Genomic DNA, 24,762 nt, shown 5'->3' with positions numbered 1-24,762 from the left:
TTTCGAGAATCGGCTCTTGCTCCGTCAGCCACCCATCGCCCTGCGCACGGCATCGGCGGCCGCGTCCTCATCGCTGGGGGCGGCCTGCAGCTGCTCGGCCTGGGCAGGCATGGGCTGTTCGGCGCCAGCCTCGGGCTGGGGCTGCTGCAAGCCAGGCAACAACAAATCGCCGCTGCCACTGCCCGCCGCCGCGCCGTTGTCTGCTTGGCCAGCGCCTGTATCAGCGCTCTGGCTGAATGGGTCGTTGCTGCTTGGGCTGAAAAGATCATTAGCTCCACCGGCCCCGTCGCCATAGCCCTGGCTGAACGGATCGTTGGCACTGCCGCCATCTCCATAGCCCCCGGTGCCGAGGACATCGAGCATTTGCGCGCCAGCGGCTTCCAGATCCACCTCAACGGGTTTGTCCAAACGGCCCGTGACCAGGCCAGGGAAGGCCACCAACATGCCAACCATGAACAACTGGATGAACAGGAACGGGATGGCGCCGCGGTAGATCTGCATGGTCGTCACCGGCTCCACCACCTGGCGCGTGACGCGATCCACATAGGGTTTATCCGGCGCGACCGAGCGCAGGAAGAACAGCGCAAAGCCAAACGGCGGGTGCATGAACGAGGTCTGCATGTTCATGGCCAGCAACACGCCAAACCAGATCAGGTCAATGCCCATGGACTCGGCCACCGGCGCCAGCAGTGGCACGACGATGAAAGACAGCTCGAAATAATCCAGGAAGAAGGCCAGGAAGAACACCAGCACGTTCACCACGATCAAAAAGCCCACCTGGCCGCCGGGCAGCGCAGACAGCAGGTGCTCCACCCACAGCGGGCCATCGGCAGCCTGGAAGACCATGCTGAATGTGGTCGCGCCGATCAGGATGAACATCACGAAGCTGGTCAGCCGCGTCGAGGCCGCCAGCGCCTGCTTGAACAGCGCCATGTCCAGGCGGCGGCGCAGCACGCCCAGCACGATGGCGGCCATGGCGCCCATGGCTCCGCCTTCGGTGGGCGTGGCAATGCCCAGGAAGATGGTGCCCAGCACCAGGAAGATCAGCAGCAGCGGCGGGATCAGCACGAAAGTCACGCGCTCGGCCAGTTGCGACAGCAGGCCCAGGCCCAACAAGCGGTTGACGCTGGCAATGACGAAGGCCACGAAGGTGCCGCCACACAGCGCAGTAACGATTTTTTCGTCCAGCGGCACGCCCTGCACCGGCTGGCCACTCCACCAGGTGTGCAGCTGCGCCATCTGCGAGGCCAGCAGCAGCGACACCACGGTCGACAGGCCCAGCAGCACCATCAGTGAGGGATAGCCAGAGCTGCCATTGGCCTCGCGGTAGGTGCGCGCCTCAGGCGGCAGCGCCGGCACGCGCTCGGGCTTGAAGATGGCCAAAAACAGCACCCAGGCCACATAGCAGCCCACCAGCATCAGCGCCGGCACCATCGCGCCTTTGTACATATCGCCCACGCTGCGATTGAGCTGGTCGGCCATCAAAATCAGCACCAGCGAGGGCGGAATGATCTGCGCCAGCGAGCCCGAGGCGGCAATGGCCCCGCTGGCCAAGCGCCGGTCGTAACCGTAGCGCAGCATGATGGGCAGCGAGATCAGGCCCATGGAAATCACCGAGGCGGCCACCACCCCGGTCGTGGCCGCCAGCAGCGCGCCCACGAACACCGCCGCCAGCGCCAGGCCGCCACGGATCGGGCCGAACACCTGGCCGACCGTCTCGATCAAATCCTCGGCCATGCCGCTGCGCTCCATCACCAACCCCATCAGCGTGAAGAACGGCACGGCCAGCAAGGTGTCGTTGGCCAGAATGCCCAGCAGGCGCTGCGGCAGCCAGGCCAGGATCGAGGAAGGAAACACCCCCAGCTCGATGCCGATGAAGCCAAACAACAGCCCGCAGGCCCCCAGGCTGAACGCCACCGGAAAGCCCAGTAGCAAGAACACCACCAGCCCCGCAAACATGATCGGGGCGTAATTGCTCGCAATGAATTCCATGCTCGTGTACTCCGGCTGCGCAATCAGGACTGGGGCTGGCCCGCTGCAGGCTGCGCCCCCTGCTCTTCTTGCGTTTGCTGGCGCAACGCCTCGGCCAGCTCTTGTTCGGCCGTGGCCTGACTCAAGCGGCCCATCGGGTCAGGGCCCTGGCCGCGCAAAAAGGCAATGCGCTTGATCAACTCTGACCACCCCTGCAGCATCAGCAGCGTCACGCCCACCGGAATGGCCAGCCACACTGGCCAGCGCACCAGGCCGCCGGAATTGCCCGAAGTCTCACCCGACTGGTACATCTGCAGCACCACCGGCCAGGTCAGGTAAATGATCACCAGGCACAGCGGCGTGAGAAACAACGCAAAGCCCACGATGTCAATCCAAACCTGCACCTTCTTGGGCAAGCGGCTGTTGAGCACATCAATGCGCACATGCTCACGGTGCAGCAGCGTATAGCCGGCCGCAATCAAAAACGACCAGGCGAACAAATACCACTGGATCTCCAAAAACGCATTGGAGCTGACCCCCAGCAACTTGCGCACCAGCGCATTGACGGCGCTGATCAGCGTGGCCACGAAAATCAACCAGATCGCATAGCGGCCAATGAAGGCATTGAGCCAATCAACGCCCCGTGAAAAAAGCAGCAGCAGGTTCATCTCTGTAATGGGCTGTGGTGTGAAAAAGCCAGGCCAGCACCGCACCGGCCAGACCGCGCGCCAGGCGGCCATTTTGAAGAGGCGCGATTGTACGAACTCCCGCCCTGGCCGAGCCGCCCGGCAGGCGCGATACCGTGAAAGCCCTAACCCCAATCCCCCGCAATGGTTGAGACGCTCACGCCCTGCCGCGCAGCACCTGGCCTTGGAGCAGACCTTGGAGCAGGCCCTCACAACAGGAAATAGGCCCACAGCGACACGACGGCCGCAGACAGCAGGTTCAGCACTAACAGGCTGCTGAAATACTGAATCGACAGGCGGAAAAGCCCCAGACTTGCCGCCTCAAGCCATCGTAAGTCGTTGATTTATGGTCGGCGAAGGGGAACTGCGGGCATCTGTTGGATGTTTTTCGCCCATCTTCGGCAGTATTTCAGCAGCCTGCTAAGCCAACGCCCATCATTTCCTGCTGACGGATCAGCCCCGAGCCAAACACGATGGCATTGGGCGGCGTGGCCACGGGGAGCATGAAAGCACATGAAGCGCCAATACCAATCACCATGACCAGCATCTGTCTGGGCATGCCCAGCTCAGCGGCAACCCCAGCAAAGACGGGCACCAGCAAAGCTGCCGAGGCCGAACGGCCACCACGGCCACAACCGCCAGCGGATGGGCCTGGCCAAAGGTCATGGCCACGGTCTGGCCCAAGGCGGGGCAGAGGCGCCGGAATTTTTCATCACGCAGGCTGGCCGGCAACCGGGCTGCGGCCGCCAAGGAATCGGTGGCCGCATCAGCAGCCGGATGGGAAACGCGCTGGTGCATGAACTGCTCCTGATTTTGTCGTCACAACCACGATCCTCAATGCTCTTCGCGCCTGGGGCAAGTGGAGTTTTGCAGGAAGCAACCGCCATCCGGCCAGGCGCCCGCCTCTCGCGCAACGGCACAGCACCGCAGGCGATTGCGGGATTTCCACTACGTGGTTGATGGCGTGGAACTACGAATGGATGTGCGTAGTCGCGCTGGCCATACTTGTCGGCAAGCCCAAGAAGCATTTGACTGACAGGAGCATGGCATGCACAACGACAAGCCCGTGGCCATCATTGGCAGCGGCCACACCCCCTTCGGCCGGCTCGGCACGGACAATCTGGAAAGCCTGATCGTGGCCGCCGCCCGCGAAGCGCTGACTGATGCAGACATTCCGCCAGCCGACGTGGACCAGATTTACCTGGGGCATTTCAACTCCGGCATGGTCAGCGATGGCTTTGCCTCCTCATTGGTTCTGCAAGCGCATGAGGATTTGCGCTTCAAGCCCGCTGCCCGCTGCGAAAACGCCTGCGCTTCGGGCGCAGCGGCCATCTTTGCAGGCCTGAATGCCATCCGCAGCGGCGCAGCGCGCGTGGTGCTGGTGGTTGGGGCTGAGAAAATGACTTCCCGCACCACGGAGGAAGTCACTGCCGCCTTGGCTGGCGCTGGCTACCAACACGATGCGGCCGAGCGCGGCCTGAGCTTTCCACAGCTGTTCGCGCTGGCGGCCCAGGCCTATGGGCAGCGCTGGCAAGACCCGCTGCCGGCCATGGCCGCCATCGCCGCCAAGAACCACCGCCACGCGCTGCGCAACCCGCTGGCGCAAATGCAGCGCGAGCTCAGCGAGTCGTTTTGCAACACCGTCTCCGACAAGAACCCGCTGATTGCGCCGCCACTGCGCATGACGGATTGCTCCTTGATCACCGATGGCGCTGCCGCCATCGTTCTGGCCGCCCCGGACGTGGCCGCCCAGGCCAAGCGCTCCGCCCTGTTTCGCGCCGCCGCGCATGTGAGCGATCGCCTGCCGCTCAAAGGCCGCGACCTGGTGGCTTTCGAAGGCCCACGGCGTGCCTTCGCCCAGGCCTATGCACAAGCCGGCGTGGGCTTGGATGCGCTGCACTTTGCCGAGGTGCATGACTGCTTCACCATTGCCGAGCTGCTGATCTACGAAGCCATGGGTCTGGCGGCCCCCGGCCAGGCTCCGGCACTGCTGGCCGAGCGCGCCACAGAGCGCGGCGGGCGCCTGCCGGTGAACCTCTCGGGCGGCCTCAAGGCCAAGGGCCACCCTGTTGGGGCCACGGGCGTTTCCATGCACGCCCTGGCCTTCCGTCAGCTGACCGGTCAGGCTGGCGACATGCAACTGCCCCGCGCCGACCTGGGCCTGGTGTTCAACATGGGCGGCGCGGCTGTGGCCAGCTACGCCACGATTTTGCAAACCGGCCGCGCCTGAGTGCGCTCCAAAGCCTGCTTGCGCCACAAGAAAACACAAGGAGCACCACCGCATGAACATCGCCAATTGGCTGTATCAGACGGCGCGCCTGCAACCGCAAGCACCAGCGCTGTACATGGGCAACAGCTTGCACGCCAGCTATGGCCAGTTCGCCGCCCGCGCCGCTGCCTTGGGACGCTGGATGGCGCAGGCCTACGGCGTGCAGCCGGGCGAGCGCATTGCACTGTTCATGCCCAACCGCTGCGAGTATCTGGAAATCGCCTATGCCGCTTGGTGGCTGGGCGCTGTGGTGGTGCCCATCAACTACAAACTGCACCCCCGCGAGGCCGCATGGATTGCCAGCCATGCCCAGGCCCGTCTGCTGTTTGCTGACGAATCTACGGCCCTGGCTGGCTCGGACAGCAGTGAGCAGGACATACCGCCGCCGCTTTGTATTGCCGTCGATGGGCCCGAATACCGCCAGATCGTACAGGCCGCAGGCGATGCCCCGCCCGGCCCGGAGCATGCGCCGCACACACTGCCCGGCCAAGCGCTGGCCTGGCTGTTCTACACCTCCGGCACCACCGGGCGCCCCAAAGGCGTGATGCTCTCGCACGACAACCTGGTGGCCATGTCACTGTGCTACCCCACGGACGTGGACGCCATCGACCACCGCGACGCCCTGCTGTACGCCGCGCCCATGTCACACGGCGCCGGGCTGTACAACTTCATCTTCGTGCGCCACGCGGCCCGGCACATCGTGCCCGCCTCGCGCGGTTTTGACGCGGGCGAAATCCTGGCGTTGGCCCGCGCGCATGGCGCACTGTCGCTGTTTGCCGCCCCCACCATGGTCAACCGCCTGGTGGCGCACGCCAGCGAGCACGGGGAAACTGGCGCCGGGTTGAAGACTGTGGTCTATGGCGGCGGCCCCATGTACCTGGCCGACCTGGAGCGGGCGCTGCAGGTGCTGGGCCCATGTCTGGCGCAAATCTACGGCCAGGGAGAAACGCCCATGACCATCACCGCATTGCCCAAGTCCATCGTGGCCGATGGCGCACATGAGCATGCCACGGCGCGGCGCTCCTCGGTGGGGGTTCCGCACGCCTGCGTGCAGGTGCGCGTGAGCGATGCCGCCGCCTGGGGCGCCGATGGCGCGCAAAGCGATCCGCCAGCCCTGCCCACGGGGCAGACCGGGGAGGTGCTGGTGCGCGGCGCCACGGTGATGCAGGGCTACTGGCGCAATCCGCAGGCCAGTGCACAGGTGCTGCAAAACGGCTGGCTGCGCACGGGCGACATTGGTCGTTTTGACGCCGATGGCTTTCTCACTCTGACTGATCGCAGCAAAGACGTGATCATCTCCGGCGGCAGCAACATCTACCCGCGCGAGGTGGAGGAAGTGCTGCTGCGCCACGCCAGCGTGGCAGAAGTCTCCGTCATCGGCTGCCACAGCGCCGAATGGGGCGAGGAGGTGGCCGCGATGGTGGTACCGCAGCTGGGCGCGCCACTGCAACCGGCCGAGCTGGATCGCTGGTGTCGTGCCAGCCTGGCCGCCTTCAAAGCGCCCAAGCGCTACTACCTGTGCGAGGCCTTGCCCAAGAACAGCTACGGCAAAGTGCTCAAGACGCAGCTGCGCGAACAGTTGCCCGGCTTGCAGCCCATGGACTGGCCGTGAACAGGCCTTTGCGGCAGCGCTTTCGCTGCGCCGCCTGCACGTTTTGAAAGAGCAAGGAAGAGACCATTTCTCACAACGCACCGCCCCAAGGTGCACCATTCATCCAAGGAGACACCACCATGCAACGCCGCCAGTTCCTGCGCGCCTCATCGGCCGCTGCCGCTACGTTGGGATTTCCTGCCGTCTGGGGCAGCGCCCGCGCGGCCAAGACCATCCAGCTCAAGTTCGACTCCTACATCTCCGAGTCGGCCGGTCCATCGCAGTTGGACGAGTGGTTCCTCAAAGAGCTGGAGAAACGCACCAATGGCGAGGTCAAAGTGCGCCGCTACTGGGCCCAATCGCTCAACAAAGTGGGCGAACACCTCGCGGCCGTGCGTGACCGCACCTCGGAGATGTCGCTCATCTCCCCTGGCTACTATCAAGCCCAGTTGCCCGTCACGCGCGGCCTGGAGTGGTACTACCGCATGAACCGCGCCGATGCGCTGCAACTGGTCTGCCGCGACCTGTACCAGCAGTTCGAGCCGCTGCGCCGCGAATGGGAGGAGCGCTACCGCGCCAAGGTCATGTACTGGACCAACTGGTACTACGCCCCCCTGGTCACGCGCGAGCCCATCCGCTCCATTGCCGACATCAAGGGCAAGCGCATTCGCGGCTATGGCGTGGCCAACGACGTGATTGAACGCCTGGGCGGCACGGCTGTGCCCATGGCTGCACCCGAGGTGTACACCGCGCTCGAGCGCGGCGTACTCGATGGCGTGTATGGCTTTGACTTCATCACTGCAGTAGCCTACAAGCTGCACGAAATCGCGCCGCACTTCACCGCCATTGGCGATGGGCCGCATGGCCCTTCGGCCACCATCATCAACAAGCGCGTCTGGGATGGCTTCCCGGAGCCGGTCAAGGCCGTGTGCGATCAGATCGTCAGCGAGATCTACGGCGGCAAGTACACCGAAATCTTCGACAAGGCCGCGCGCCAGTACGTGGCCACCGCCAAGAAGGAGGGCGCCATCTTCAGCACACTGCCCGAGGCCGAGCAAGCCATGGCCCGCCAGCTCATCCAGCCCGCGCAGGTCAATGCCTGGCTCGAGCGCGTGGCCAAGCCGGCCAAGATTGACGGCTCGGCCATGCAGCAACTCATCGAGGCGGCCGTCGCCAAGCACGATCCGGCCGGTCGCCTGCTGCGCTTTGACGAGCTGGCCGCACAAGGCTGAAAACAGCACAGGCCACGACCATGACCACTCCCATGCACACAGCGCCACAACCGCACCCCCAGCCGCAATGGCTGGTGCGCGGGTTGCGGCTGCTCTCGAACGCCAGCGGCCTGTGCGCCATGCTGGCGCTGCTGTTCATGATGCTTGGCACCACGCTCGATGCCTTCTCGCGCGGGCTGTTCTCACACCCAATCTCAGGGGTATTCGAGCTCTCCGAGCTGAGCATGGTGGTGCTGGTCTTTCTCGGCCTGGGTTGGACGCAGCTGGATCAAGCCCACATCCGCGTGAGCCTGATCCAGCGTTGTTTGCCCGCTCGCGTCAGCGCCCTGCTCGATGCTCTGGCCTGGCTGATGGCCGCGCTGGTGCTACTGGCCCTGGCCTGGCCTGCAACGCAAGGCGCCCTGGAGTCGTTCGAGATCCGAGAGTTCCGCTGGGGTTATGTGGAAATGCCCATCTGGTGGGCCAAGGCCCTGTTGGCGCTGGGCCTGTGGTTTGGCACGCTGCAAATGCTGTGCTGCGCCTACTGGCGCCTGCGCGGCTGGCATTTGCCCGCCCAGGTCCAGGCCACGGACGTCGCCCATTGAAGTGAAGAAAGTGAAAGGCCCACCATGGACCCTTACATCGCCACCTGGATCGCCATTGCGCTCATCTTCGTGCTGATGGCGCTGGGCGTGCCAGTCTTTGCCGCATTGGGCGCGGCCGGCATGGCCGGCATCGTCATGGTCGAAGACCTGCCCTTTTTGCTCAACCGGCTCAAGTCGTTTTCCTATACGCAAAGCGCCTCCTACCTGCTGACCGTCATCCCGCTGTTCATCCTGATGGGTGCTTTTGCTCACCATGCCGGCATTGGCGCACGCCTGTTTCAGGTGGCGCGCAGCTGGGTAGGCCACTGGCCAGGGGGCCTGGCCATGGCCAGCGTGCTCACCAGCGCCGGCTTTGCCTGTACCTCCGGCTCCAGCGTGGCCACAGCCGCCACAGTGGGCGCTGTGGCCATTCCAGAAATGAAAAAGTCCGGCTATGACCCGCGCCTGGCAGCAGGCTCCATTGCCGCAGGGGGCGTACTGGGGGTGCTGATTCCGCCCAGCGTGCTGCTGATCTTCTATGCCGCGTTGACCGAGGTCTCTGCCGGCGCCATGCTGATCGCTGGCATCGTCCCTGGCCTTCTGACCACCTTGGTGTTCATGGCTGGAATCTGGCTGATTTGCCGCAGCGGCATGGCCAGCCAGGCCACGCTCGCGCCTCACACCTGGGGGCAGCGCGTACGCAGCCTGCGCCACGGCTGGCAGGTGCTATTGCTGTTTTCCATTGTGCTTGGCAGCATCTACCTGGGCTTGGCCACGCCCACCGAGGCTGCAGCCATTGGCGCATGCGCTGCGCTCATCATGCTGCTGTGTGCACGACAGGCCCGCAGCCGCCTGCGGCAAGCCTTCAACGCCAGCTGCCGCAGCGCCATCACCACCACGGTGATGGTGATGTTCACCATGATCGGCGCTGGCATCTTCAGCTACTTCCTCAGCCTGGTACAGCTGCCGCAGGAGCTGGCCGCGCTGGTCAGCGACTCGGACATCCCGCCCATGCTGGTGGTGGCGCTGCTGCTGCTGATCTACCTGCCGCTGGGCATGTTCCTCGATGCCTTCTCCATGTTGGTCATCACTCTGCCCATCGTGTTTCCCACCGTGGTGTCGCTGGGCTTCGATCCGATTTGGTTCGGCATCCTGGCCGTCAAGATGTGTGAGATCGGCCTGATCACCCCTCCAGTGGGGTTGAACGTCTTCGTCATCGCCGGCATCGACCGCGACACCCCACTGACACAAATCTTCCACGGCGCATGGTGGTTCGTAGCCATGGAGTTCGCTACCATCTTGCTCTTGTTTTTCTTTCCAGCCGTGGTGACTCTTCTACCCCAGAGCATGCTGCAGCAAGGCTGAACGCCTGCCCCAAAGCCATCGCTATTCGTGATGGCTCTTTGGGGCAGGATCTGAGTGCCAGCCATGACCGCGCAGGGACAAATCAGTTTTCATGACACGCTCCAATAAAGCGCCCATGCGCCAGAACGACACCATCTTGCTGGCCTTCAACGAGTCGCCCGCCCCACAGCTCATCCTGCGCAACCGCGTCATGGCCGACTGCAACCATGCCTTTGCGCGCCTGTTCGGCTACCACCGCGAGGAGCTCATTGGCGAACCCATTCTGCGGCTGTACCCATCGCTGGCCGACTACGACCTGATCGGCAGGCGCTGCCTGCAAGCGCTGCAACGCAACGTCTACTACGAGGACGAGCGCTTCATGCAGCACAAGAGCGGGCTGATTTTTTGGACGCGAGCCAAAGGGGTCACCCTCAGCCCTGCAGCCCCTTTTGAGCTGATGATCTGGAGCTTCGAGGGCATACTGCGCAACGCCACCCGCACCACCGACCTGACGCCGCGCGAGCGCGAAATCTCCGCCCAGGTCGTCAACGGCATGAGCTGCAAGCAAATTGCCGCCGCACTGAAAATCTCGCACCGCACCGTAGAGGCGCACCGCGCGCGGCTGATGAAAAAGCTAGGCGCCAAGAACACCGCTGAGCTGGTCTCCAAGATCATCCTGGTGCAGCAGTCCTGACGCTCTTTATTGCGTGTGTTGAAACCCCAAAAGCAGGGCTTTCCCTCAGCAGAAATCCGCCGGCTTTTCACTAGAATCCAGAGGCTTTTTTGTGACCCCGCCTGGCTGACCAGGCATTGACCTCTGATCGGAGAAAAACACATGGATCGTCGTTCCATTCTCAAAGGTGCTGGCATTGCCGGCGTGCTCGCTGCAGGCGTGGCGCCTGCCGTTCACGCGCAAAGCACTGTGCGCTGGCGCCTGGCTTCGAGCTTTCCCAAGTCGCTGACGACGCTGTTTGGCGCGGCCGAGAAGATGGCCGCCGAGGTCAAAGCCCTCTCGGGCGGCAAGTTCGAGATTTCCACCCACCCCGCTGGCGAGCTGATGCCGGCCTTCGGCGTGGTCGATGCGCTGCAGGGCGACACCATTGAGATTGGGCAAACCGCCGCGTATTACTTCACTGGCAAGAGCCCCATCTTTGCCTTCAGCTGCGCCATTCCTTTTGGCCTGACCACGCTGCAGATGAACGCCTGGAAGGACCACGGCAATGGCCGCAAGTACCTCGATGCCTTCTTCGAGCAGTACAACTTCTTCACCGCCAGCTCTGGCAACACCGGCACGCAGATGGGCGGCTGGTACCGCAAGGAGATCAAGTCGGTCGAGGATTTCAAGGGCCTGAAGATGCGCCTGGGCGGTGGCCTGTTCGGCGAGGCCATGGCCAAACTGGGCGTGGTGGCGCAAAACATTCCGGCCGGTGACATCTACACGGCGCTGGAGAAGGGCACGCTCGATGCGGTGGAGTTCGTCGGCCCGCTGGACGACGAGAAGCTGGGCCTGAACAAGGTCGCGCCCTACTACTACGCACCGGGCTGGTGGGAGCCCAGCGCCGAGCTGGAGTTCTTCGTGAACCTGAAGAAGTTCAACGAGCTCTCGCCCGAGTTCAAGGCCATCCTCAAGGCCGCCATGCGCGTGGCTGCGGCCGAGACCACTTCGCTGTATTCGGCCAAGAGCGCTGGCGCGCTGAAGAAGCTGGTGGCCGAGAAGACGCAGCTCAAGCGCTTCAGCAAGGACATTCTGGACGCTGGCTTCAAGGCCTCGATGGAAGTGTTTGCCGAGCACGAGGCCAAATCCGAGGAATTCAAGAAGATCTACCAGGATCTGCGCGCCTTCCAGCGCGACCAGATCCTGTGGAACATGGCCTCGGAGTTCCCCTACAACCAGTACATCAACAGCGTCAAGATCTGACGGGTGCACGGCGGGCGCATCATGCCCGCCTGCCACCCAAACAAAAAGCCAGCGCGATGCTGGCTTTTTGTTTGGGCAACCAATGCACAGTGTGCATGTGAGTCAGGCCCGAATCATCACTATGCCGTCACGATGCCGCCGCCACGGCTGCGGCGGCAGGGTCTGCGGCCAGCCAGGCGCGGATCTGGCGTTCAATGCCGTGCTCGTCCAGACCGCATTGCGCCAGCAGCCTGGCAGGATCGCCGTGCGCGATGAATTGATCGGGCAGGCCCAGCTGCAGCACTGGGCGCGGCAAACCGGCTTGTTGCAGGGTTTCAAGCACGGCGCTGCCTGCGCCGCCCATGATGCAGCCCTCTTCCACTGTAACGAGCACATCGTGGCTTTGCGCCAGCTGCAACAGCAGGGCTTCGTCCAACGGCTTGGCCCAGCGCATGTTGGCCACGCTGGCATCGAGGCGCTCGGCCGCAGCCAGCGCCGGGTACAGCAGCGTGCCAAAGGCCAGGATGGCAATGCGCTGCCCAGGCTTGGCCTGGGCGCTGGCCTGGCGGCGCAGCTCGCCCTGGCCATAAGGCAGCGGCTGCAGGTCGGCCAGGGGCTCGGCGCCCACGCCAGCGCCGCGCGGGTAGCGCACGCATACGGGGTGATTCTGCGCGTAAGCAGTGCTCAACAGTTGGCGGCATTCGCGCTCGTCGGCCGGGCAAGCCATGGCCATGTTGGGGATGCAGCGCACGTAGGCAATGTCGTAGGCGCCAGCGTGCGTGGCGCCGTCGGCGCCAACCAAGCCGGCGCGGTCCAGCGCGAACACCACCGGCAGGTTTTGCAACGCCACGTCGTGGATGAGCTGGTCGTAGGCGCGCTGCAGAAAGGTGGAGTAAATGGCCACCACGGGCTTGAGGCCCTCGGTGGCCAAGCCGGCGGCGAAGGTCACGGCGTGCTGCTCGGCAATGCCCACGTCGTAATAGCGCTTGGGAAAGCGCTGGTGGAACTCCACCATGCCCGAGCCTTCGCGCATGGCGGGCGTGATGCCGATCAGGCGCTGGTCTTGCTCGGCCATGTCGCACAGCCACTGGCCAAAGATCTGCGTGAAGGTGGGCTTGGGCGGCGTCTTCGGCTTGACGATGCCCACCGAGGGGTCGAACTTGGAGGGGCCGTGGTAGGCCACGGGGTCGGCCTCGGCCAGTTTGTAGCCCTGCCCTTTCTTGGTGACCACGTGCAAGAACTGCGGGCCTTGCAGATGGCGCAGGTTTTCCAGCGTAGGGATCAGCGAATCCAGGTCGTGACCGTCGATGGGGCCGATGTAGTTGAAGCCGAATTTCTCGAACAGCGTGGCCGGCACGACCATGCCTTTGGCCTGCTGCTCAAAGCGCCGCGCCAGCTCCAGCAGCGGCGGCACGGGCTTGAGCACCGTCTTGCCCACGTTCTTGGCGGCGGCGTAGAACTGCCCGCTCATCAACTGGGCCAGGTAGCGATTGAGCGCCCCCACCGGCGGGCTGATGCTCATGTCGTTGTCGTTGAGCACCACCAGCAGCCGCCCGCCTTCGGCCACGCCGGCGTTGTTCAGCGCCTCGAAGGCCATGCCGGCGGTCATGGCGCCGTCGCCGATCACGGCCACGGCCCAGCGGTCCTCGCCCTTGAGGGCTGCGGCCTGCGCCATGCCCAGCGCCGCCGAGATGCTGGTGCTCGAATGCGCCGTGCCGAAGGTGTCGTACTCGCTTTCGCTGCGCAGCGGAAAGCCCGACAGGCCGCCGAGCTGGCGCAGCGTGGCCATGCGCTCGCGCCGGCCGGTGAGGATCTTGTGCGGATAGGTCTGGTGGCCCACGTCCCAGACCAGCCGATCCTCGGGCGTATTGAACACGTAGTGCAGCGCGACCGTCAGCTCCACCGTGCCCAGGTTGGAGCTGAGGTGGCCGCCAGTCTTGGAGACGCTCTCGAGCACGAAGGCGCGCAGCTGCCCAGCCAGCTCCTTGAGCTGCTCGCGCGGCAGGCGACGCAGCGCGGCCGGACTGTCGATGCCTTGCAGCAGCGCATAGGGATCGCCGACGCTGCCTGGCTCTGGGGCGGTGGAGGGGCTTGCGGGACTGCCGGTATCGCTCATGGTGTCTTGCTCTTGTTGTACTTGCGTTGCTGGGCTGCGCTCGGCGCGGCGGGGGAATCACTCATCGGTTCGTCGGGGCAGCTTGACCTCAGTGGCTGCGCTGCACCACCCAGGCCGCCAGTGCACGCAGCGCAGCCACATCGGGCAGACCTGCCTCATCCAGCGCGGCCTCGGCCTGCGCGTGCAATTGTCGCGCCAAGGCCTGCGCGGCCTGCACGCCCAGCAGCGACACGTAAGTGGGCTTGTTGTCGGCCGCATCCTTGCCGGCGGTCTTGCCCAACACGCTGGAGTCGGCCGTCGCATCGAGCACGTCGTCCACCACTTGGAAGGCCAAACCCAGTGCCTGACCATAGCGCCCCAGCGCCTGCAGAGCCTGCACTGGGGCATCGGGCACGCAGTGCGCCCCCATCAGCACGCTGGCCTGTAGCAGCGCGCCAGTCTTGAGCTCGTGCATGTGCTGCAATTGCTGCTGATCCATGGGCTTGCCCACGTGCGCCAGGTCGATGGCCTGGCCGCCGGCCATGCCGGCCGGGCCAGCCGCACGCGCCAGCAGCGCGCACAGGCGCGCCTGCACGGCTGGCGCAATGGCCGCGCCATGCAGCGTGCTCACGGCATCGTCCGCCTGGGGGGTGAGCAGCTCGAAGGCCAGGGCCTGCATGGCATCACCTGCCAGCAGCGCCGTGGCCTGGCCGAACTGCACGTGCACCGTGGGCTTGCCACGGCGCAGCACGTCGTTGTCCATGCAGGGCATGTCGTCGTGCACCAGCGAATAGGCGTGGATCAGCTCGATGGCGCAGGCGCTGCGCAGCGCAGCCTCCTGCCAAGCGGGCTGCTCATCGGCGCGGCCAGCCGCCACGGCCTGCTGCGCAGCCAGCACCAGCAAGGCGCGCAGGCGCTTGCCACCGCCCAGCACTGCATAGCGCATGGCCTGGCTCAAATCCGTAGGCGCAGCCAGCGGCACGAAATGCTCCAGAGCCTGCTCCACCCATTGCGCATGCCGGGCCAGCCATTCAGGAAAGTCCTGCTGAGCACTGACGGCCCGGCCTGGCGCAGCGGCCAGGCGGGCATGGGGCGTGGGGGCAGATGAGGTCAAGGCAATGGGTCTCCGAAAAACGCTTGCGCCTAGGCGGCGGGGCGGGCTCAGTCCTCTTGCTCGCCCAACGGGCGCACCAGCTGTCCGTCCAGGATCTGCACCTGCGCCTGCACCTGCTGCAACCGTTCGCTGCAAAAGGCCAGCAGCTGCGCGCCGCGCTGGTAGCCTGCCAGCAACTGCTCCAGTGGCAGGGCGCCCGATTCGATCTGGCCCAGCAAATGCTCCAGCTCTTGCATGGCCGCCTCGTAGCTGGCGGGCTCATTCTTCTTGGACTTGGCAGCGTTCATGGCACAGAAAAAGAAAACACCAGGCGGGCCTTGGGCGGGCACGCACGCCGAGCGAACGAAAACGGCGGATTTTAAGAGCTTGCTCAAAGTCTTGGCGCAATCGGGCAAAAAGCGGTTCGGGATGGGTTGCAGGGCGCCGCCTTGCGCACTATCTCGCAGCCATGGTCCCAGCCATGGCAAAGCCTTCAACGCTGCAGGCCACCCCATTTGCTTTCTTGCCTGTCGTGCGCCAAGACTTGGAACCGGCTCTCTGCAGCGAGCGCCATAGCCTGGCCTGCAATGGCAATTCACGTAGGCGCTGCTCAAGCATTCAGCGCGCTTTTCCCTCCTTGGGGGGCACTGATAGAATCGCCTCTCGTTGAACAGGGCCGGGCGGTGCATTGCATTGACCGGCTTGTTTTTTCGTCGTGCGCCTTCAATGAAGTTTCCCACTTTCGCGCGCCGCTCGAAATGACGAAAGCCCATGCCAACAGTGGCCGCGCCAGGCCCACTGTGGCGCGCGGCACCAGCGGCCCGGCCCAGACGCACCGGGCTTGTTCGAGTCGTCCATGGATCAGGATGCGATGTCTGATTTGAGTCTTCCCCTGCAGCAGGCCAAAAGCCAGTTGCCCGTCTCCAGCTATTTCGACCAAGCGCTGTTCCAGCGTGAGTTGCAAACCCTGTTTGCCGCCGGGCCGCGCTACATGGGCCACCAGCTGGCCGTGCCCGAGCCCGGCGACTACTTTGCCCTGCCGCAAGAGCAGCAAGGCCGCGCGCTGGTGCGCCAGCGCGATGGCTCCGTGGCGCTGATCTCCAACGTCTGCCGCCACCGCCAGGCCGTGATGCTGCAAGGCCGCGGCAATCTGCAAAACAACGCCAAGGGCAGTGCGGCAGGCAACATCGTCTGCCCGCTGCATCGCTGGACCTACAGCGAAAACGGCACGCTGCTGGGCGCGCCGCATTTCCCGCAAGACCCGTGCCTGAACCTCAACCAGTACCGGCTGCGCGAGTGGAACGGCCTGCTGTTCGAGGACAACGGCCGCGACATCGCCGCTGACCTGGCCCGGCTGGGCCCGCGCCACGCACTGAGCTTCGAGGGCTTTGCGCTGGACCACGTGGAAATGCACGAGTGCAACTACAACTGGAAGACCTTCATCGAGGTCTATCTGGAGGACTACCACGTCGGCCCCTTCCACCCCGGGTTGGGCAACTTCGTCACCTGCGACGATCTGCGCTGGGAGTTCGGGCAGGAATACTCCGTGCAGACCGTGGGCGTGGCCAATGCGCTCAAGCAATCGGGCAGCGCTGTTTACCAGCGCTGGCACGAGGTGCTGCTGCGCTACAACGAAGGCCGCCTGCCCGAGCACGGCGCCATCTGGCTGACCTATTACCCGCACATCATGATCGAGTGGTACCCGCACGTGCTGACGGTCTCCACGCTGCACCCCATCAGCGTGGACAAGACCATGAACGTGGTGGAGTTCTACTACCCCGAGGAAATCGTCGCCTTCGAGCGCGAATTCGTCGAGGCGCAGCGTGCGGCCTACATGGAAACAGCCATCGAGGACGATGAAATCGGCGAGCGCATGGACGCCGGCCGCAAGGCCTTGTTCGCACGCGGCGACAACGAAGTCGGCCCCTACCAAAGCCCGATGGAAGATGGCATGCAGCACTTCCACGAGTGGTACCGCCGCGCCATGGCCTTCGAGGACGCGACAGGCTAGAGCGTGTTCAAAGCGCTAACCCACAAAAGACAAAGCCCGTGCCGGCAAGTGAGAGCGGCACGGGCTTTGTTTTTGCGCAGGCGCTGGCTCAGCGGTGCTTGAGCCAGTGCACATAGGCATCGCCCAGCCACTGCACCAGCGTCACCAGCACGATCAGGATGGCGATGACGATCAGGCTGACCTGGTTGTCAAAACGCTGGTAGCCGTAGCGGATCGCCAGATCGCCCAGCCCGCCCGCGCCCACCGCGCCAGCCATGGCGGTGTAGCTGATCAGCGCCACCAGCGTGACGGTGAAGCCGCCAATGATGCCGGGCAAGGCCTCGGGCAGATAGACATGGCGCACGATGTGCCATTTGCGGCAGCCCATGGCCTGGGCCGCTTCGACCAGGCCGCGGTCCACCTCGCGCAGGCTGACTTCGGCAATGCGGGCAAAGAACGGCGTGGCGCTGATGGACAGCGGCACGATGGCGGCCCACACGCCGATGGAGGTGCCCACCAGATAGCGCGTGACTGGCAAGAGCGCCACCAGCAGCACGATGAAGGGCACGGCGCGAAAGCCGTTGACGACTGCGCCAAATACGCGGTGCACCGCCGGCGAGGCCAGCAGCCCGCCCGGCGCCGTGAGGATCAGCAGCAAGGCCATGGGGATACCGCCCAGCAGCACGATGGCGCCCGAGACGGACACCATCAGCAGCGTATCCAGCAAGGCCTGCCAGTAAGTGGCCAGCGGAATGCTGAGTTCAAACATGGCGCTCTCCTGAATTTGCGGCCGGGCCGGCATCGCCCAGCGCGACGTGCTCCAGCGCGATATGGCCCAACAGCTGGGCGTGATGAGCGATGGCCTGCTCGCCCTGGCACAGGGCCTGCAAATCGGGCAAGGGGGCGCTGCCGCCCACGGCCAGCAGCAAGCGCCCGTAGGCATGGCCCTGAATGCGATCGACCCCGCCGTGCAGCAGGCGCACCGGGCCAGGCAGCGCCTGGGCAATGCGCAGCAGGTCGGGCTCCAGAGCGCCCGCCCCGGTGTAGCCCAGCTGCAGCACGCGCGCATGGCCTGCGCCATCGGCCGGGGCCTGGGGCAGCAGCCGCGCGCGCAATTCATCGGGCAGTTGCTGCTGCAGCGGCGCCAGCAGCGCCTGCGTGGCCGGGTGCTGCGGCGCGCCAAACACCTGCCAGACCGGGCCCAGTTCGGCAATGCGGCCTTGCTCCAGCACCAGCACATGATCGGCAATCTCACGGATCACGCTCATCTCGTGCGTGATGAGGATGACGGTAATGCCCAGGCGGCGATTGATGTCGCGCAGCAACTGCAAGATGGCCTGCGTGGTCTCCGGGTCCAGCGCCGAGGTGGCCTCATCGCACAGCAGGATCGGCGGGTTGTGCACCAGCGCCCGGGCAATGCCCACGCGCTGCTTTTGCCCGCCCGAGAGCTGGCGCGGGTACATGGATTTCTTGTCGGCCAGGCCCACCAGCTCCAGCAGCTCTTGCACGCGCGCATGGGTCTGCGCCGCGCTGCAGCCGGCCACCTGCATGGGCAGCGCCACGTTGTCCCACACGGTCTTGAAGGCCAGCAGGTTGAAGTGCTGGAAGATCATGCCAATGCGCCGCCGCTGGCGCACCAGCTCATGCTGCGACAGACGGCCAATATCCACGCCCTCGACCAGCACGCGGCCCTCGGTGGGCTCTTCGAGCCGGTTGATGGTGCGCAGCAGGCTGGACTTGCCCGCGCCACTGCGGCCAATGATGCCGAACACGCTGCCGCGCGCAATGGCCAGGTCAATGCCGGCCAGCGCCTGCAAGGGCCCGGCCGAGGACTGGTAGGTCTTGCCCACGCCCTCGAACACCACGGCCGCATCGGCATGACCAAGGGGCCGCGGCGGCTGCGGCGGCATGGCTTCATGCGTCATTTCTTACTCTCATTCATCAAGGGCATTCACAGGGAATCATGGGGCGGCCTGTGCGGCCAACGCGCCCACACCCGCCCAGGCCACGCCAGGGTCAGGCTTGCCAGACCCTGGCGGCAGGTTCAGGCCAGCTCCTCAACGCCACGGTTGGCCAGCGCATCGGCGCGCTCGTTGCCGGCAATGCCTGCATGGCCCTTGACCCAGCGCCAGTCGATCTGGTGGCCGCGCTCGTGCACCAGCGCATCGAGCTCGCGCCACAGCTCGGCATTCTTGACCGGCTGCTTGCTCGCCGTCTGCCAGCCCCTGGCCTTCCAGCCATGGATCCATTCGGTGATGCCCTTGCGCACGTACTCGCTGTCCAGATACAGCGTGATGCGGCAGGGGCGCTTGAGCAAGGCCAGGGCCTCGATCACGGCGCGCAGCTCCATGCGGTTGTTGGTGGTGCTGCGCTCGCCGCCCCAGATCTCCTTGCTGTGCCCCTGCGACTGCAGCAGCGCCCCCCAACCGCCCGCGCCGGGGTTGCCTTTGCAGGCGCCATCGGTGTAGATCGTGACCTCGTTCAGGGCGGGGGGCATATCAGCAAGGAAAACAAAACGCTGGCCGCGCCAAAGCCGCGGCAAAAGCGCGCATTCTATGCGGCTGCGTTACCAGGGATGAACTTGCGCCCTGGCCATCCAGGGAATTTGCAGCGCCAGAAAAAGGATTGAGACTGAGCATCAAAACCACTTGCAGCTCATGTATGGTGGCGGCCTGATTGCAACGCGCCGGTCGGCCTGGCCGGCGGCCCATCCACCCTGCCCGTTTAAGGAGTTTTTGTGAGCCCTATTCGCCCTTTGAAATCACCAACCCGCTCTGGCCTGCTGCGGCGCGCCCTGTGCGCTGCCCTGCCTGCTTTGCTGGCCATGCCGGCGCTGGCCCAGGCCCAGCAGGCAGCTGCCCCATTCCCCAGCCGCACGGTGACGCTGATCGTCAACGGCGGCGCCGGCAGCCTGCCCGATTTGTTTGCCCGCCCGCTGGCCGAGAAGCTGCACGCCACGCTGGGCCAGCCGGTGGTGGTGGACAACCGCCCTGGCGCAGGCGGCATGGTGGCCATGAAGCAGCTCAAGGAGAGCGAGCCCAGCGGCCACACGCTGGCCATCATCACCAACGCCCATGCGGTCTGGAGCCCCTACATCTTCCCCAAGCTGAGCTATGAGCCCGCGCGCGACCTGCTGCCCGTCAGCCCCATTGCCGTGCTGCCCATGGCGCTGGTGGCCCACCCCGGCCTGGGTGCGGCCAACGTGGCCGAGCTGGTCGAAAAAGCCAAGGCGCAGCCCGGCGTGCTGAACTATGCCAGCTCGGGCAATGGCAGCCCGCCGCACGTGCTGTTCGAGTTCTGGCGCCGCCAGGCGGGCATCGAGCTGCAGCACATTCCTTTCAAGACTGGCCCGGACGCGCTGACGGCCACGCTGGCAGGCGACACGCAGCTGTACTTTGCCGGCACGGCGCTGGTCGAGCCCATGGTGCGCCAACAGCGCCTGAAGGTGCTGGCCGTCAGCCCCAAAGTGGACAGCCCCAGCTTTGCCGGCGCGCCCACGCTGGAGCAGGCCGGCTACCCCGGCTTTGAAAGCGCCGTCTGGCTGGGCGTGGCGGCCCCGGCGGGCACGCCGCAGGCGGTGGTCGAGCAGCTCAACCAGGCCATTGGCCAGGCCCTGCGCGACCCAGGCTTTATCGACACCATGCGCCGCAACGGCTCCATCCCGCTGCACGAGAGCGCGACCGCGTTCGCGCAGCGCATTGAGCAGGAGCGCAGCCACTGGGGCCCACAGCTGCAAAAACTCGGCATCCTGCCCGATTGATGTGGGGCGCCGCTTGCGGCTGCGCGCGGCGGCTGGGGCGGCCCCTCAAGCCGCCAATCAAGCCGCCGCAGGCGCCAGCCAGCGCTCGGCCAGCCGCGCCAGATAGCTGGCCCCCAACGGCAGGATGGCATCGTTGAAGTCGTAGCTCGGGTTGTGCACCAGGCAAGGGCCATCGCCATGGCCGTCAAGGCGATGGCCTCCATCGCCATTGCCGATGAAGGCATAGCAGCCCGGGACTTTCTGCAGCATGAAGGCAAAGTCCTCGGCGGCCATGATGGGCGTCTGGCGCAGCACGCGCTGCGGCCCGACCAGCTCCTGCAGCACCGCCTGTGCGAACGCCGTCTGCGCTTCGTGGTTGACGGTTGCCGGGTAGATGCGGTTGAACTCCAGCTGCCCATTGGCGCCGTGGGCGCGGGCCGTGAACTCCACCAGCTCGCGCATGCGCTGCTCGATCACGTCCAGCACCGGCTCGGTGTAGGCGCGCACCGTGCCGCCCATGCGGCACTGCTCCGGGATGACGTTGAAGGTATCGCCGGCCTGCAGTGTCGTCACCGAAACCACGGCCGACTCCAGCGGCGGCTTGCTGCGGCTGACGATGCTTTGCAACGCGCCGATCAACTGCCCAGCCACGACGATGGGATCGACCGCCAGATGCGGCATGGCCGCGTGCCCGCCTTTGCCCTGCAGCGTGATCTTGAACTCGCTGTTGGAAGCCAGCACCGGCCCGCTGGACAGCGCAAACGAGCCCGCCGCAATGCCCGGCATGTTGTGCATGCCGAACACCGCCTCCAGCGGATAGCGCTGCAGCAGCCCCTCACGCAGCATCACGTCCGCACCGCCGCCGAACTCCTCAGCCGGCTGGAAGATCAGCGCCACCGTGCCAGCGAAATCGCGCGTCTGCGCCAAGTACTGCGCCGCGCCCAGCAACATGGCCGTGTGCCCATCGTGGCCGCAGGCGTGCATGCGCCCGGGCATGCGACTGGCGTGGGCAAAGCGGTTGTGCTCGTCCATCGGCAGCGCGTCCATGTCCGCGCGCAACCCCAGCATGCGCGGCTGCGGCGCAACATGCCGGCCCTCGATCAGCCCCACCACCCCGGTGCGCGCCAGGCCCGTGTGCACCTCAATACCCCAGCTGCGCAGCCTGTCGGCCACCAGCCCGGCTGTGCGAAATTCCTCGAACCCCAGCTCCGGGTGAGCATGCAGATCGCGGCGGATGGCCGTCAACTCGTCATGGCGCGCAGCAATGGCAGCAATGGGGGACATGGGCTCTCCTGATGCAATCGAAAGCCGGGCATTGTAGGAGCCCGTGCAAGAACAGCCGAAAAGCAGCAACAGCCCCGCGCTGCGACCCAGCTTGCGCGACAATCGCGCCCGTCAACACGCCCATGCCCGCAGCCGTCATGCCCATCGTCACCCACATCCTGCCCTTTGCCGCCGTGCATGGCATGCAGGCCTTTTCCTCGGCCAGCGGCGCGCAGCTGCAACTGCCGGCGCTGCAGGCCCTGCTGGGCCAGGTGGCTGCGCCGCAGTGGCTGGAACTGCCAAGCGACAGCCCGCTCATGCCCCACGAGCTGGCACTGCTGCAGGCAGCCTGGCCCGATACGGCCGAGGCCGCTGCCGCTGCCGCCACGGCTGCGGCAAACGCACCCGGCGCCGCCCAGGGCCTGCCCGCGCTGGCGGCGCTGCGCGCCTTGCAGCATGGCCTGGCCGTGCAGCCCGGCCAGGGCTGGGCGCTGGTCACCCCCTGCCACTTGCAGATCCGCACCGATGCCATCGTGCTGCACGACCCAGCCCAGCTGGCGCTCAGCCCGGCGCACAACGCCGCGCTGCTGGCGGCGCTGCGCGCGCTGTGGAGCGACGACGCACAAGGCCAGGCCGAGGATGGCCTGCAACTGTGGCCGCTGCCCGATGGCCAATGGCTGGCGCAGGCGCCGTGGCTGGCAGGACTGGCCATGCCCTCGCTGGAGCGCGTCATCGGCCAGGATGTGCGCCACTGGCTGCCCGGCCTGGGCGGCGCACGCGGCCCGGCCAGCACCTTGCAACGCCTGCAGACCGAGGCGCAAATGCTGCTCTACACCCACCCCGTCAACGACGAGCGCGCCGCACAAGGCCTGGCCCCGGTCAACGCGCTGTGGTTCTCCGGCACGGGCGTGGTGCCGCCGCAGGCCAGCGCCGCCCAGCCGCGCCTGGCCCACATCCAGCAGTACACGGCGCTGCGCGACGCCGCCCTGGCGGGCGACTTCCACGCCTGGGCTGCGCAATGGCAGGCGCTGGACGCCAGCCTGCTGCAACAGTTGCTGGCCACGCCGCCCAGCGCCGAAGGCCCGGCCTGGCAACTGCTGCTGGCCGGCGAGCGGCGCGCCGCCTGGCTCAGGCCGCAGGCGCCGCACTGGCTCCAGCGCCTGCGCCAGGCCCTGGGCCTGCGCCCGCGCGACGCTGCCATGCAGCTGCTGCAGCAACTGTAGATCGGCCGCCAGCGCCCCGAACACCTCGATCACAGCACAGCCCAACAGGACAGCCCCGCCTTGAAATACCGCCAGCGCCCCACAGCCCCGCAAGCCCAGCAGGCCCTGCAGCAAGCCGGCATTGCGCCGCTGCTGGCCCAACTCTATGCCGCACGCGGCATTGCCGATGCCCGCGAGCTGGACACCCGGCTGCAGGCCCTGCTGCCACCGACCACGCTCAAGGGCGCGGCCAGCGCCGCCGCCCTGCTGGCCCAGGCCATCGCCCAGCGCCAGCGCATCGGCATCGTGGCCGACTACGACTGCGACGGCGCCACCGCCTGCGCCGTGGCGCTGCGCGGGCTGCGCATGCTTGGCGCGCAAGACCTGCACTACCTGGTGCCCAACCGCATCGAAGACGGCTACGGCCTCACCCCCCGGCTGGCCGAGCGCATGCACGCCAGCGGCACGCAGCTGTTGGTGACGGTGGACAACGGCATCGCCAGCATCGAAGGCGTGGCCCGCGCACGCGCGCTGGGCATGCAGGTGCTGATCACCGACCACCACCTGCCCGGCCCGGCCCTGCCGCAGGCCGACGCACTGGTCAACCCCAACCAGCCCGGCTGCGCCTTCCCCAGCAAACACCTGGCCGGCGTGGGCGTGATGTTCTACACCCTGCTGGCGCTGCGCAGCCTGCTGCGCGAGCGCGGCCAGTTCACGGCGCACAACCAGCCAAGGCTGGACAGCCTGCTGCCGCTGGTGGCGCTGGGCACCGTGGCCGACGTCGTGCCGCTGGACGCCAACAACCGCCTGCTGGCCAGCCAGGGGCTGGCGCGCATCCGCGCCGGGCACATGCCCGCTGGCATGGCCGCGCTGTTCGAGCTCGGCCGCCGCAACCCGGCGCGCGCCCACGCCAGCGACCTGGGCTTTGCGCTGGCGCCGCGCCTGAACGCCGCCGGCCGCCTGACGGACATGACCATCGGCATCGAATGCCTGCTCACCGACGACGCCCAGCGCGCCGCCGAGCTGGCGCAGATGCTCGACGACATCAACCGCCTGCGCCGCGACCTGGAAGCGGACATGAAGCAAGTGGCCATCGGCAGCGTGCTGCAAAACCTGGCCCGCGCCCCCCGCCTGCCCGCGGCCATCACCGTCAGCGACGGCGGCTTTCACGAAGGCGTGGTTGGCATCGTCGCCGCGCGCGTCAAGGAGCAATTTCACCGCCCCACCTTCGTCTTCGCCCCCAGCGCCGCCGAGGACGGCGCCGGCCTACTCAAAGGCTCGGGCCGCTCCATCGCCGGCTTTCACCTGCGCGACGCGCTGGATCTGCTGGCCAAGCGCCACCCCGGTGTGCTGGAAAAATTCGGCGGCCACGCCATGGCCGCCGGCTGCACGCTGCGCAGCCAGGCCCTGCCCATCTTTCAGGACGCGCTGCAACGCATCGCCGAAGAATGGCTGGACGAAGCCGCCCTGCACGGCCAGACCTGGTGCGACGGCCCGCTGCCGGCGCAATACCGCAGCATCGAAACGGCCGAACTGCTGCAAACCCAAGTCTGGGGCCAGGGCTTTGCCGCCCCGCTGTTCATGGAGCCGCTGCACGTGCTGGAGCAGCGCGTGGTCGCCAGCCGCCACATGGCGCTGAAAGTGCTGCACCACGGCCAGGTGGTCGAAGGCATCTGGTTCGGTCGCACCGAACGCCTGCCCGAACAGGCCGAGCTGGCCTACCGGCTGGAGACCGACGAATGGATGGGCCGCAAACGCCTGCGCTTTCTGGTCGAAGCCATGGCCGATTGAGCGCCGTCACAGTGATGGAAATGACGGTATAGGAGG

The 24,762-nt window shown here is 66.1% G+C and carries 21 protein-coding genes; 11 read left to right on the top strand and 10 right to left on the bottom strand.

Translation table 11 applies throughout. The features are described from left to right. Window positions 1–24 precede the first annotated feature (24 nt). From CLI93_RS12010 to CLI93_RS15455, 3 genes are all read right to left on the bottom strand, one after another. Window positions 25–1,992 carry a TRAP transporter large permease gene (locus CLI93_RS12010; protein ID WP_095542824.1) on the bottom strand — a complete coding sequence of 656 codons (1,968 nt, stop codon included), beginning with the start codon at window positions 1,990–1,992 and terminating at the stop codon, window positions 25–27. A gap of 23 nt (window positions 1,993–2,015) precedes the next feature. Further along, the gene (locus CLI93_RS12005; RefSeq protein ID WP_095538961.1) at window positions 2,016–2,639 is read right to left on the bottom strand and encodes a TRAP transporter small permease subunit; all 624 of its coding nucleotides are present in this window, start codon (window positions 2,637–2,639) and stop codon (window positions 2,016–2,018) included. Between the two features lie 427 nt (window positions 2,640–3,066). Then, window positions 3,067–3,216, bottom strand: a complete 150-nt coding sequence (locus CLI93_RS15455; RefSeq protein WP_238945863.1) for an anion permease — start codon at window positions 3,214–3,216, stop codon at window positions 3,067–3,069. A 489-nt stretch (window positions 3,217–3,705) separates the two neighbouring features. Between CLI93_RS15455 and CLI93_RS11995 the strand changes: the two genes are divergently transcribed. From CLI93_RS11995 to CLI93_RS11965, 7 genes are all read left to right on the top strand, one after another. Next, a complete protein-coding gene (locus CLI93_RS11995) occupies window positions 3,706–4,887 on the top strand; it encodes a thiolase domain-containing protein (protein WP_095542823.1) in 1,182 nt (393 codons plus the stop codon). 52 nt (window positions 4,888–4,939) lie between these two features. After that, window positions 4,940–6,538, top strand: coding sequence for a class I adenylate-forming enzyme family protein (locus tag CLI93_RS11990; protein WP_095542822.1), 1,599 nt, complete (start codon window positions 4,940–4,942; stop codon window positions 6,536–6,538). A gap of 119 nt (window positions 6,539–6,657) precedes the next feature. After that, a complete protein-coding gene (locus tag CLI93_RS11985) occupies window positions 6,658–7,749 on the top strand; it encodes a C4-dicarboxylate TRAP transporter substrate-binding protein (RefSeq protein ID WP_095542821.1) in 1,092 nt (363 codons plus the stop codon). Between the two features lie 20 nt (window positions 7,750–7,769). Beyond that, window positions 7,770–8,333 carry a TRAP transporter small permease subunit gene (locus CLI93_RS11980; RefSeq protein ID WP_238945862.1) on the top strand — a complete coding sequence of 188 codons (564 nt, stop codon included), beginning with the start codon at window positions 7,770–7,772 and terminating at the stop codon, window positions 8,331–8,333. Window positions 8,334–8,357: 24 nt separating this feature from the next. Then, window positions 8,358–9,677, top strand: coding sequence for a TRAP transporter large permease (locus CLI93_RS11975; protein ID WP_095542820.1), 1,320 nt, complete (start codon window positions 8,358–8,360; stop codon window positions 9,675–9,677). Between the two features lie 91 nt (window positions 9,678–9,768). Next, window positions 9,769–10,350 carry a LuxR family transcriptional regulator gene (locus CLI93_RS11970; protein WP_238944996.1) on the top strand — a complete coding sequence of 194 codons (582 nt, stop codon included), beginning with the start codon at window positions 9,769–9,771 and terminating at the stop codon, window positions 10,348–10,350. A 141-nt stretch (window positions 10,351–10,491) separates the two neighbouring features. Further along, window positions 10,492–11,574, top strand: a complete 1,083-nt coding sequence (locus CLI93_RS11965) for a TRAP transporter substrate-binding protein (RefSeq protein ID WP_095542818.1) — start codon at window positions 10,492–10,494, stop codon at window positions 11,572–11,574. A gap of 127 nt (window positions 11,575–11,701) precedes the next feature. On the opposite strand, the gene dxs is transcribed toward CLI93_RS11965, so the two are convergent. The 3 genes from dxs to xseB all read right to left on the bottom strand — a co-directional run bounded on the left by dxs (window position 11,702) and on the right by xseB (window position 15,049). Then, the gene (gene dxs, locus CLI93_RS11960) at window positions 11,702–13,669 is read right to left on the bottom strand and encodes a 1-deoxy-D-xylulose-5-phosphate synthase (protein ID WP_095542817.1); all 1,968 of its coding nucleotides are present in this window, start codon (window positions 13,667–13,669) and stop codon (window positions 11,702–11,704) included. Between the two features lie 88 nt (window positions 13,670–13,757). Next, window positions 13,758–14,762, bottom strand: a complete 1,005-nt coding sequence (locus tag CLI93_RS11955) for a polyprenyl synthetase family protein (RefSeq protein ID WP_420823124.1) — start codon at window positions 14,760–14,762, stop codon at window positions 13,758–13,760. A 47-nt stretch (window positions 14,763–14,809) separates the two neighbouring features. Next, complete coding sequence (xseB, locus tag CLI93_RS11950) at window positions 14,810–15,049, bottom strand: exodeoxyribonuclease VII small subunit (RefSeq protein WP_095542816.1); 240 nt, start codon at window positions 15,047–15,049, stop codon at window positions 14,810–14,812. Window positions 15,050–15,612: 563 nt separating this feature from the next. On the opposite strand from xseB, the gene CLI93_RS11945 reads away from it, so the two are divergent. Next, window positions 15,613–16,752 carry an aromatic ring-hydroxylating oxygenase subunit alpha gene (locus CLI93_RS11945; protein WP_095542841.1) on the top strand — a complete coding sequence of 380 codons (1,140 nt, stop codon included), beginning with the start codon at window positions 15,613–15,615 and terminating at the stop codon, window positions 16,750–16,752. Window positions 16,753–16,840: 88 nt separating this feature from the next. Here the strand turns inward: CLI93_RS11945 and CLI93_RS11940 are convergent, their stop codons facing one another. From CLI93_RS11940 to rnhA, 3 genes are all read right to left on the bottom strand, one after another. After that, window positions 16,841–17,500 carry a methionine ABC transporter permease gene (locus CLI93_RS11940; protein ID WP_095539106.1) on the bottom strand — a complete coding sequence of 220 codons (660 nt, stop codon included), beginning with the start codon at window positions 17,498–17,500 and terminating at the stop codon, window positions 16,841–16,843. Continuing rightward, window positions 17,493–18,656, bottom strand: coding sequence for a methionine ABC transporter ATP-binding protein (locus tag CLI93_RS11935; RefSeq protein ID WP_095542815.1), 1,164 nt, complete (start codon window positions 18,654–18,656; stop codon window positions 17,493–17,495). The genes CLI93_RS11940 and CLI93_RS11935 overlap by 8 nt, the downstream gene beginning before the upstream one ends. Window positions 18,657–18,775: 119 nt before the next feature. Beyond that, complete coding sequence (gene rnhA, locus CLI93_RS11930) at window positions 18,776–19,216, bottom strand: ribonuclease HI (RefSeq protein WP_095542840.1); 441 nt, start codon at window positions 19,214–19,216, stop codon at window positions 18,776–18,778. Window positions 19,217–19,468: 252 nt separating this feature from the next. Between rnhA and CLI93_RS11925 the strand changes: the two genes are divergently transcribed. Next, window positions 19,469–20,491, top strand: coding sequence for a Bug family tripartite tricarboxylate transporter substrate binding protein (locus tag CLI93_RS11925; RefSeq protein WP_238946633.1), 1,023 nt, complete (start codon window positions 19,469–19,471; stop codon window positions 20,489–20,491). Between the two features lie 57 nt (window positions 20,492–20,548). Here CLI93_RS11925 and CLI93_RS11920 read toward each other — a convergent pair whose 3' ends face one another. Next, window positions 20,549–21,754, bottom strand: coding sequence for a M20 aminoacylase family protein (locus CLI93_RS11920; protein ID WP_095542814.1), 1,206 nt, complete (start codon window positions 21,752–21,754; stop codon window positions 20,549–20,551). Window positions 21,755–21,876: 122 nt separating this feature from the next. Here CLI93_RS11920 and CLI93_RS11915 point away from each other — a divergent pair, with 122 nt between their 5' ends. Both CLI93_RS11915 and recJ read left to right on the top strand, forming a co-directional pair. Next, on the top strand, window positions 21,877–22,956 hold the full coding sequence (locus CLI93_RS11915) for a phosphoglycerate mutase (protein WP_095542813.1): 1,080 nt from the start codon (window positions 21,877–21,879) through the stop codon (window positions 22,954–22,956). A gap of 60 nt (window positions 22,957–23,016) precedes the next feature. After that, entirely contained in the window at window positions 23,017–24,726 is a 1,710-nt protein-coding gene (gene recJ / locus CLI93_RS11910; RefSeq protein ID WP_095542812.1) for a single-stranded-DNA-specific exonuclease RecJ, read from the top strand. Window positions 24,727–24,762: the final 36 nt, after the last annotated feature.

It is taken from the genome of Vandammella animalimorsus, assembly GCF_002288875.1.
GTDB classification, from domain to species: Bacteria; Pseudomonadota; Gammaproteobacteria; order Burkholderiales; family Burkholderiaceae_C; genus Lampropedia; species Lampropedia animalimorsus.
This window is presented reverse-complemented; position numbering and strand designations above follow the sequence as displayed.

Coding starts and splice junctions, on each gene's coding strand:
- CLI93_RS11990 (WP_095542822.1), top strand. CDS start 4,940: ATGAACATCGCCAATTGGCTGTATCAGACGGCGCGCCTGCAACCGCAA.
- CLI93_RS11970 (WP_238944996.1), top strand. CDS start 9,769: ATGACACGCTCCAATAAAGCGCCCATGCGCCAGAACGACACCATCTTG.
- dxs (WP_095542817.1), bottom strand. CDS start 13,669: ATGAGCGATACCGGCAGTCCCGCAAGCCCCTCCACCGCCCCAGAGCCA.
- CLI93_RS11920 (WP_095542814.1), bottom strand. CDS start 21,754: ATGTCCCCCATTGCTGCCATTGCTGCGCGCCATGACGAGTTGACGGCC.
- CLI93_RS11940 (WP_095539106.1), bottom strand. CDS start 17,500: ATGTTTGAACTCAGCATTCCGCTGGCCACTTACTGGCAGGCCTTGCTG.
- xseB (WP_095542816.1), bottom strand. CDS start 15,049: ATGAACGCTGCCAAGTCCAAGAAGAATGAGCCCGCCAGCTACGAGGCG.
- CLI93_RS11995 (WP_095542823.1), top strand. CDS start 3,706: ATGCACAACGACAAGCCCGTGGCCATCATTGGCAGCGGCCACACCCCC.
- CLI93_RS11935 (WP_095542815.1), bottom strand. CDS start 18,656: ATGACGCATGAAGCCATGCCGCCGCAGCCGCCGCGGCCCCTTGGTCAT.
- CLI93_RS11945 (WP_095542841.1), top strand. CDS start 15,613: ATGTCTGATTTGAGTCTTCCCCTGCAGCAGGCCAAAAGCCAGTTGCCC.
- CLI93_RS11965 (WP_095542818.1), top strand. CDS start 10,492: ATGGATCGTCGTTCCATTCTCAAAGGTGCTGGCATTGCCGGCGTGCTC.
- CLI93_RS15455 (WP_238945863.1), bottom strand. CDS start 3,216: ATGCCCAGACAGATGCTGGTCATGGTGATTGGTATTGGCGCTTCATGT.
- CLI93_RS12005 (WP_095538961.1), bottom strand. CDS start 2,639: ATGAACCTGCTGCTGCTTTTTTCACGGGGCGTTGATTGGCTCAATGCC.
- CLI93_RS12010 (WP_095542824.1), bottom strand. CDS start 1,992: ATGGAATTCATTGCGAGCAATTACGCCCCGATCATGTTTGCGGGGCTG.
- CLI93_RS11985 (WP_095542821.1), top strand. CDS start 6,658: ATGCAACGCCGCCAGTTCCTGCGCGCCTCATCGGCCGCTGCCGCTACG.
- CLI93_RS11915 (WP_095542813.1), top strand. CDS start 21,877: ATGCCCGCAGCCGTCATGCCCATCGTCACCCACATCCTGCCCTTTGCC.
- CLI93_RS11980 (WP_238945862.1), top strand. CDS start 7,770: ATGACCACTCCCATGCACACAGCGCCACAACCGCACCCCCAGCCGCAA.
- CLI93_RS11975 (WP_095542820.1), top strand. CDS start 8,358: ATGGACCCTTACATCGCCACCTGGATCGCCATTGCGCTCATCTTCGTG.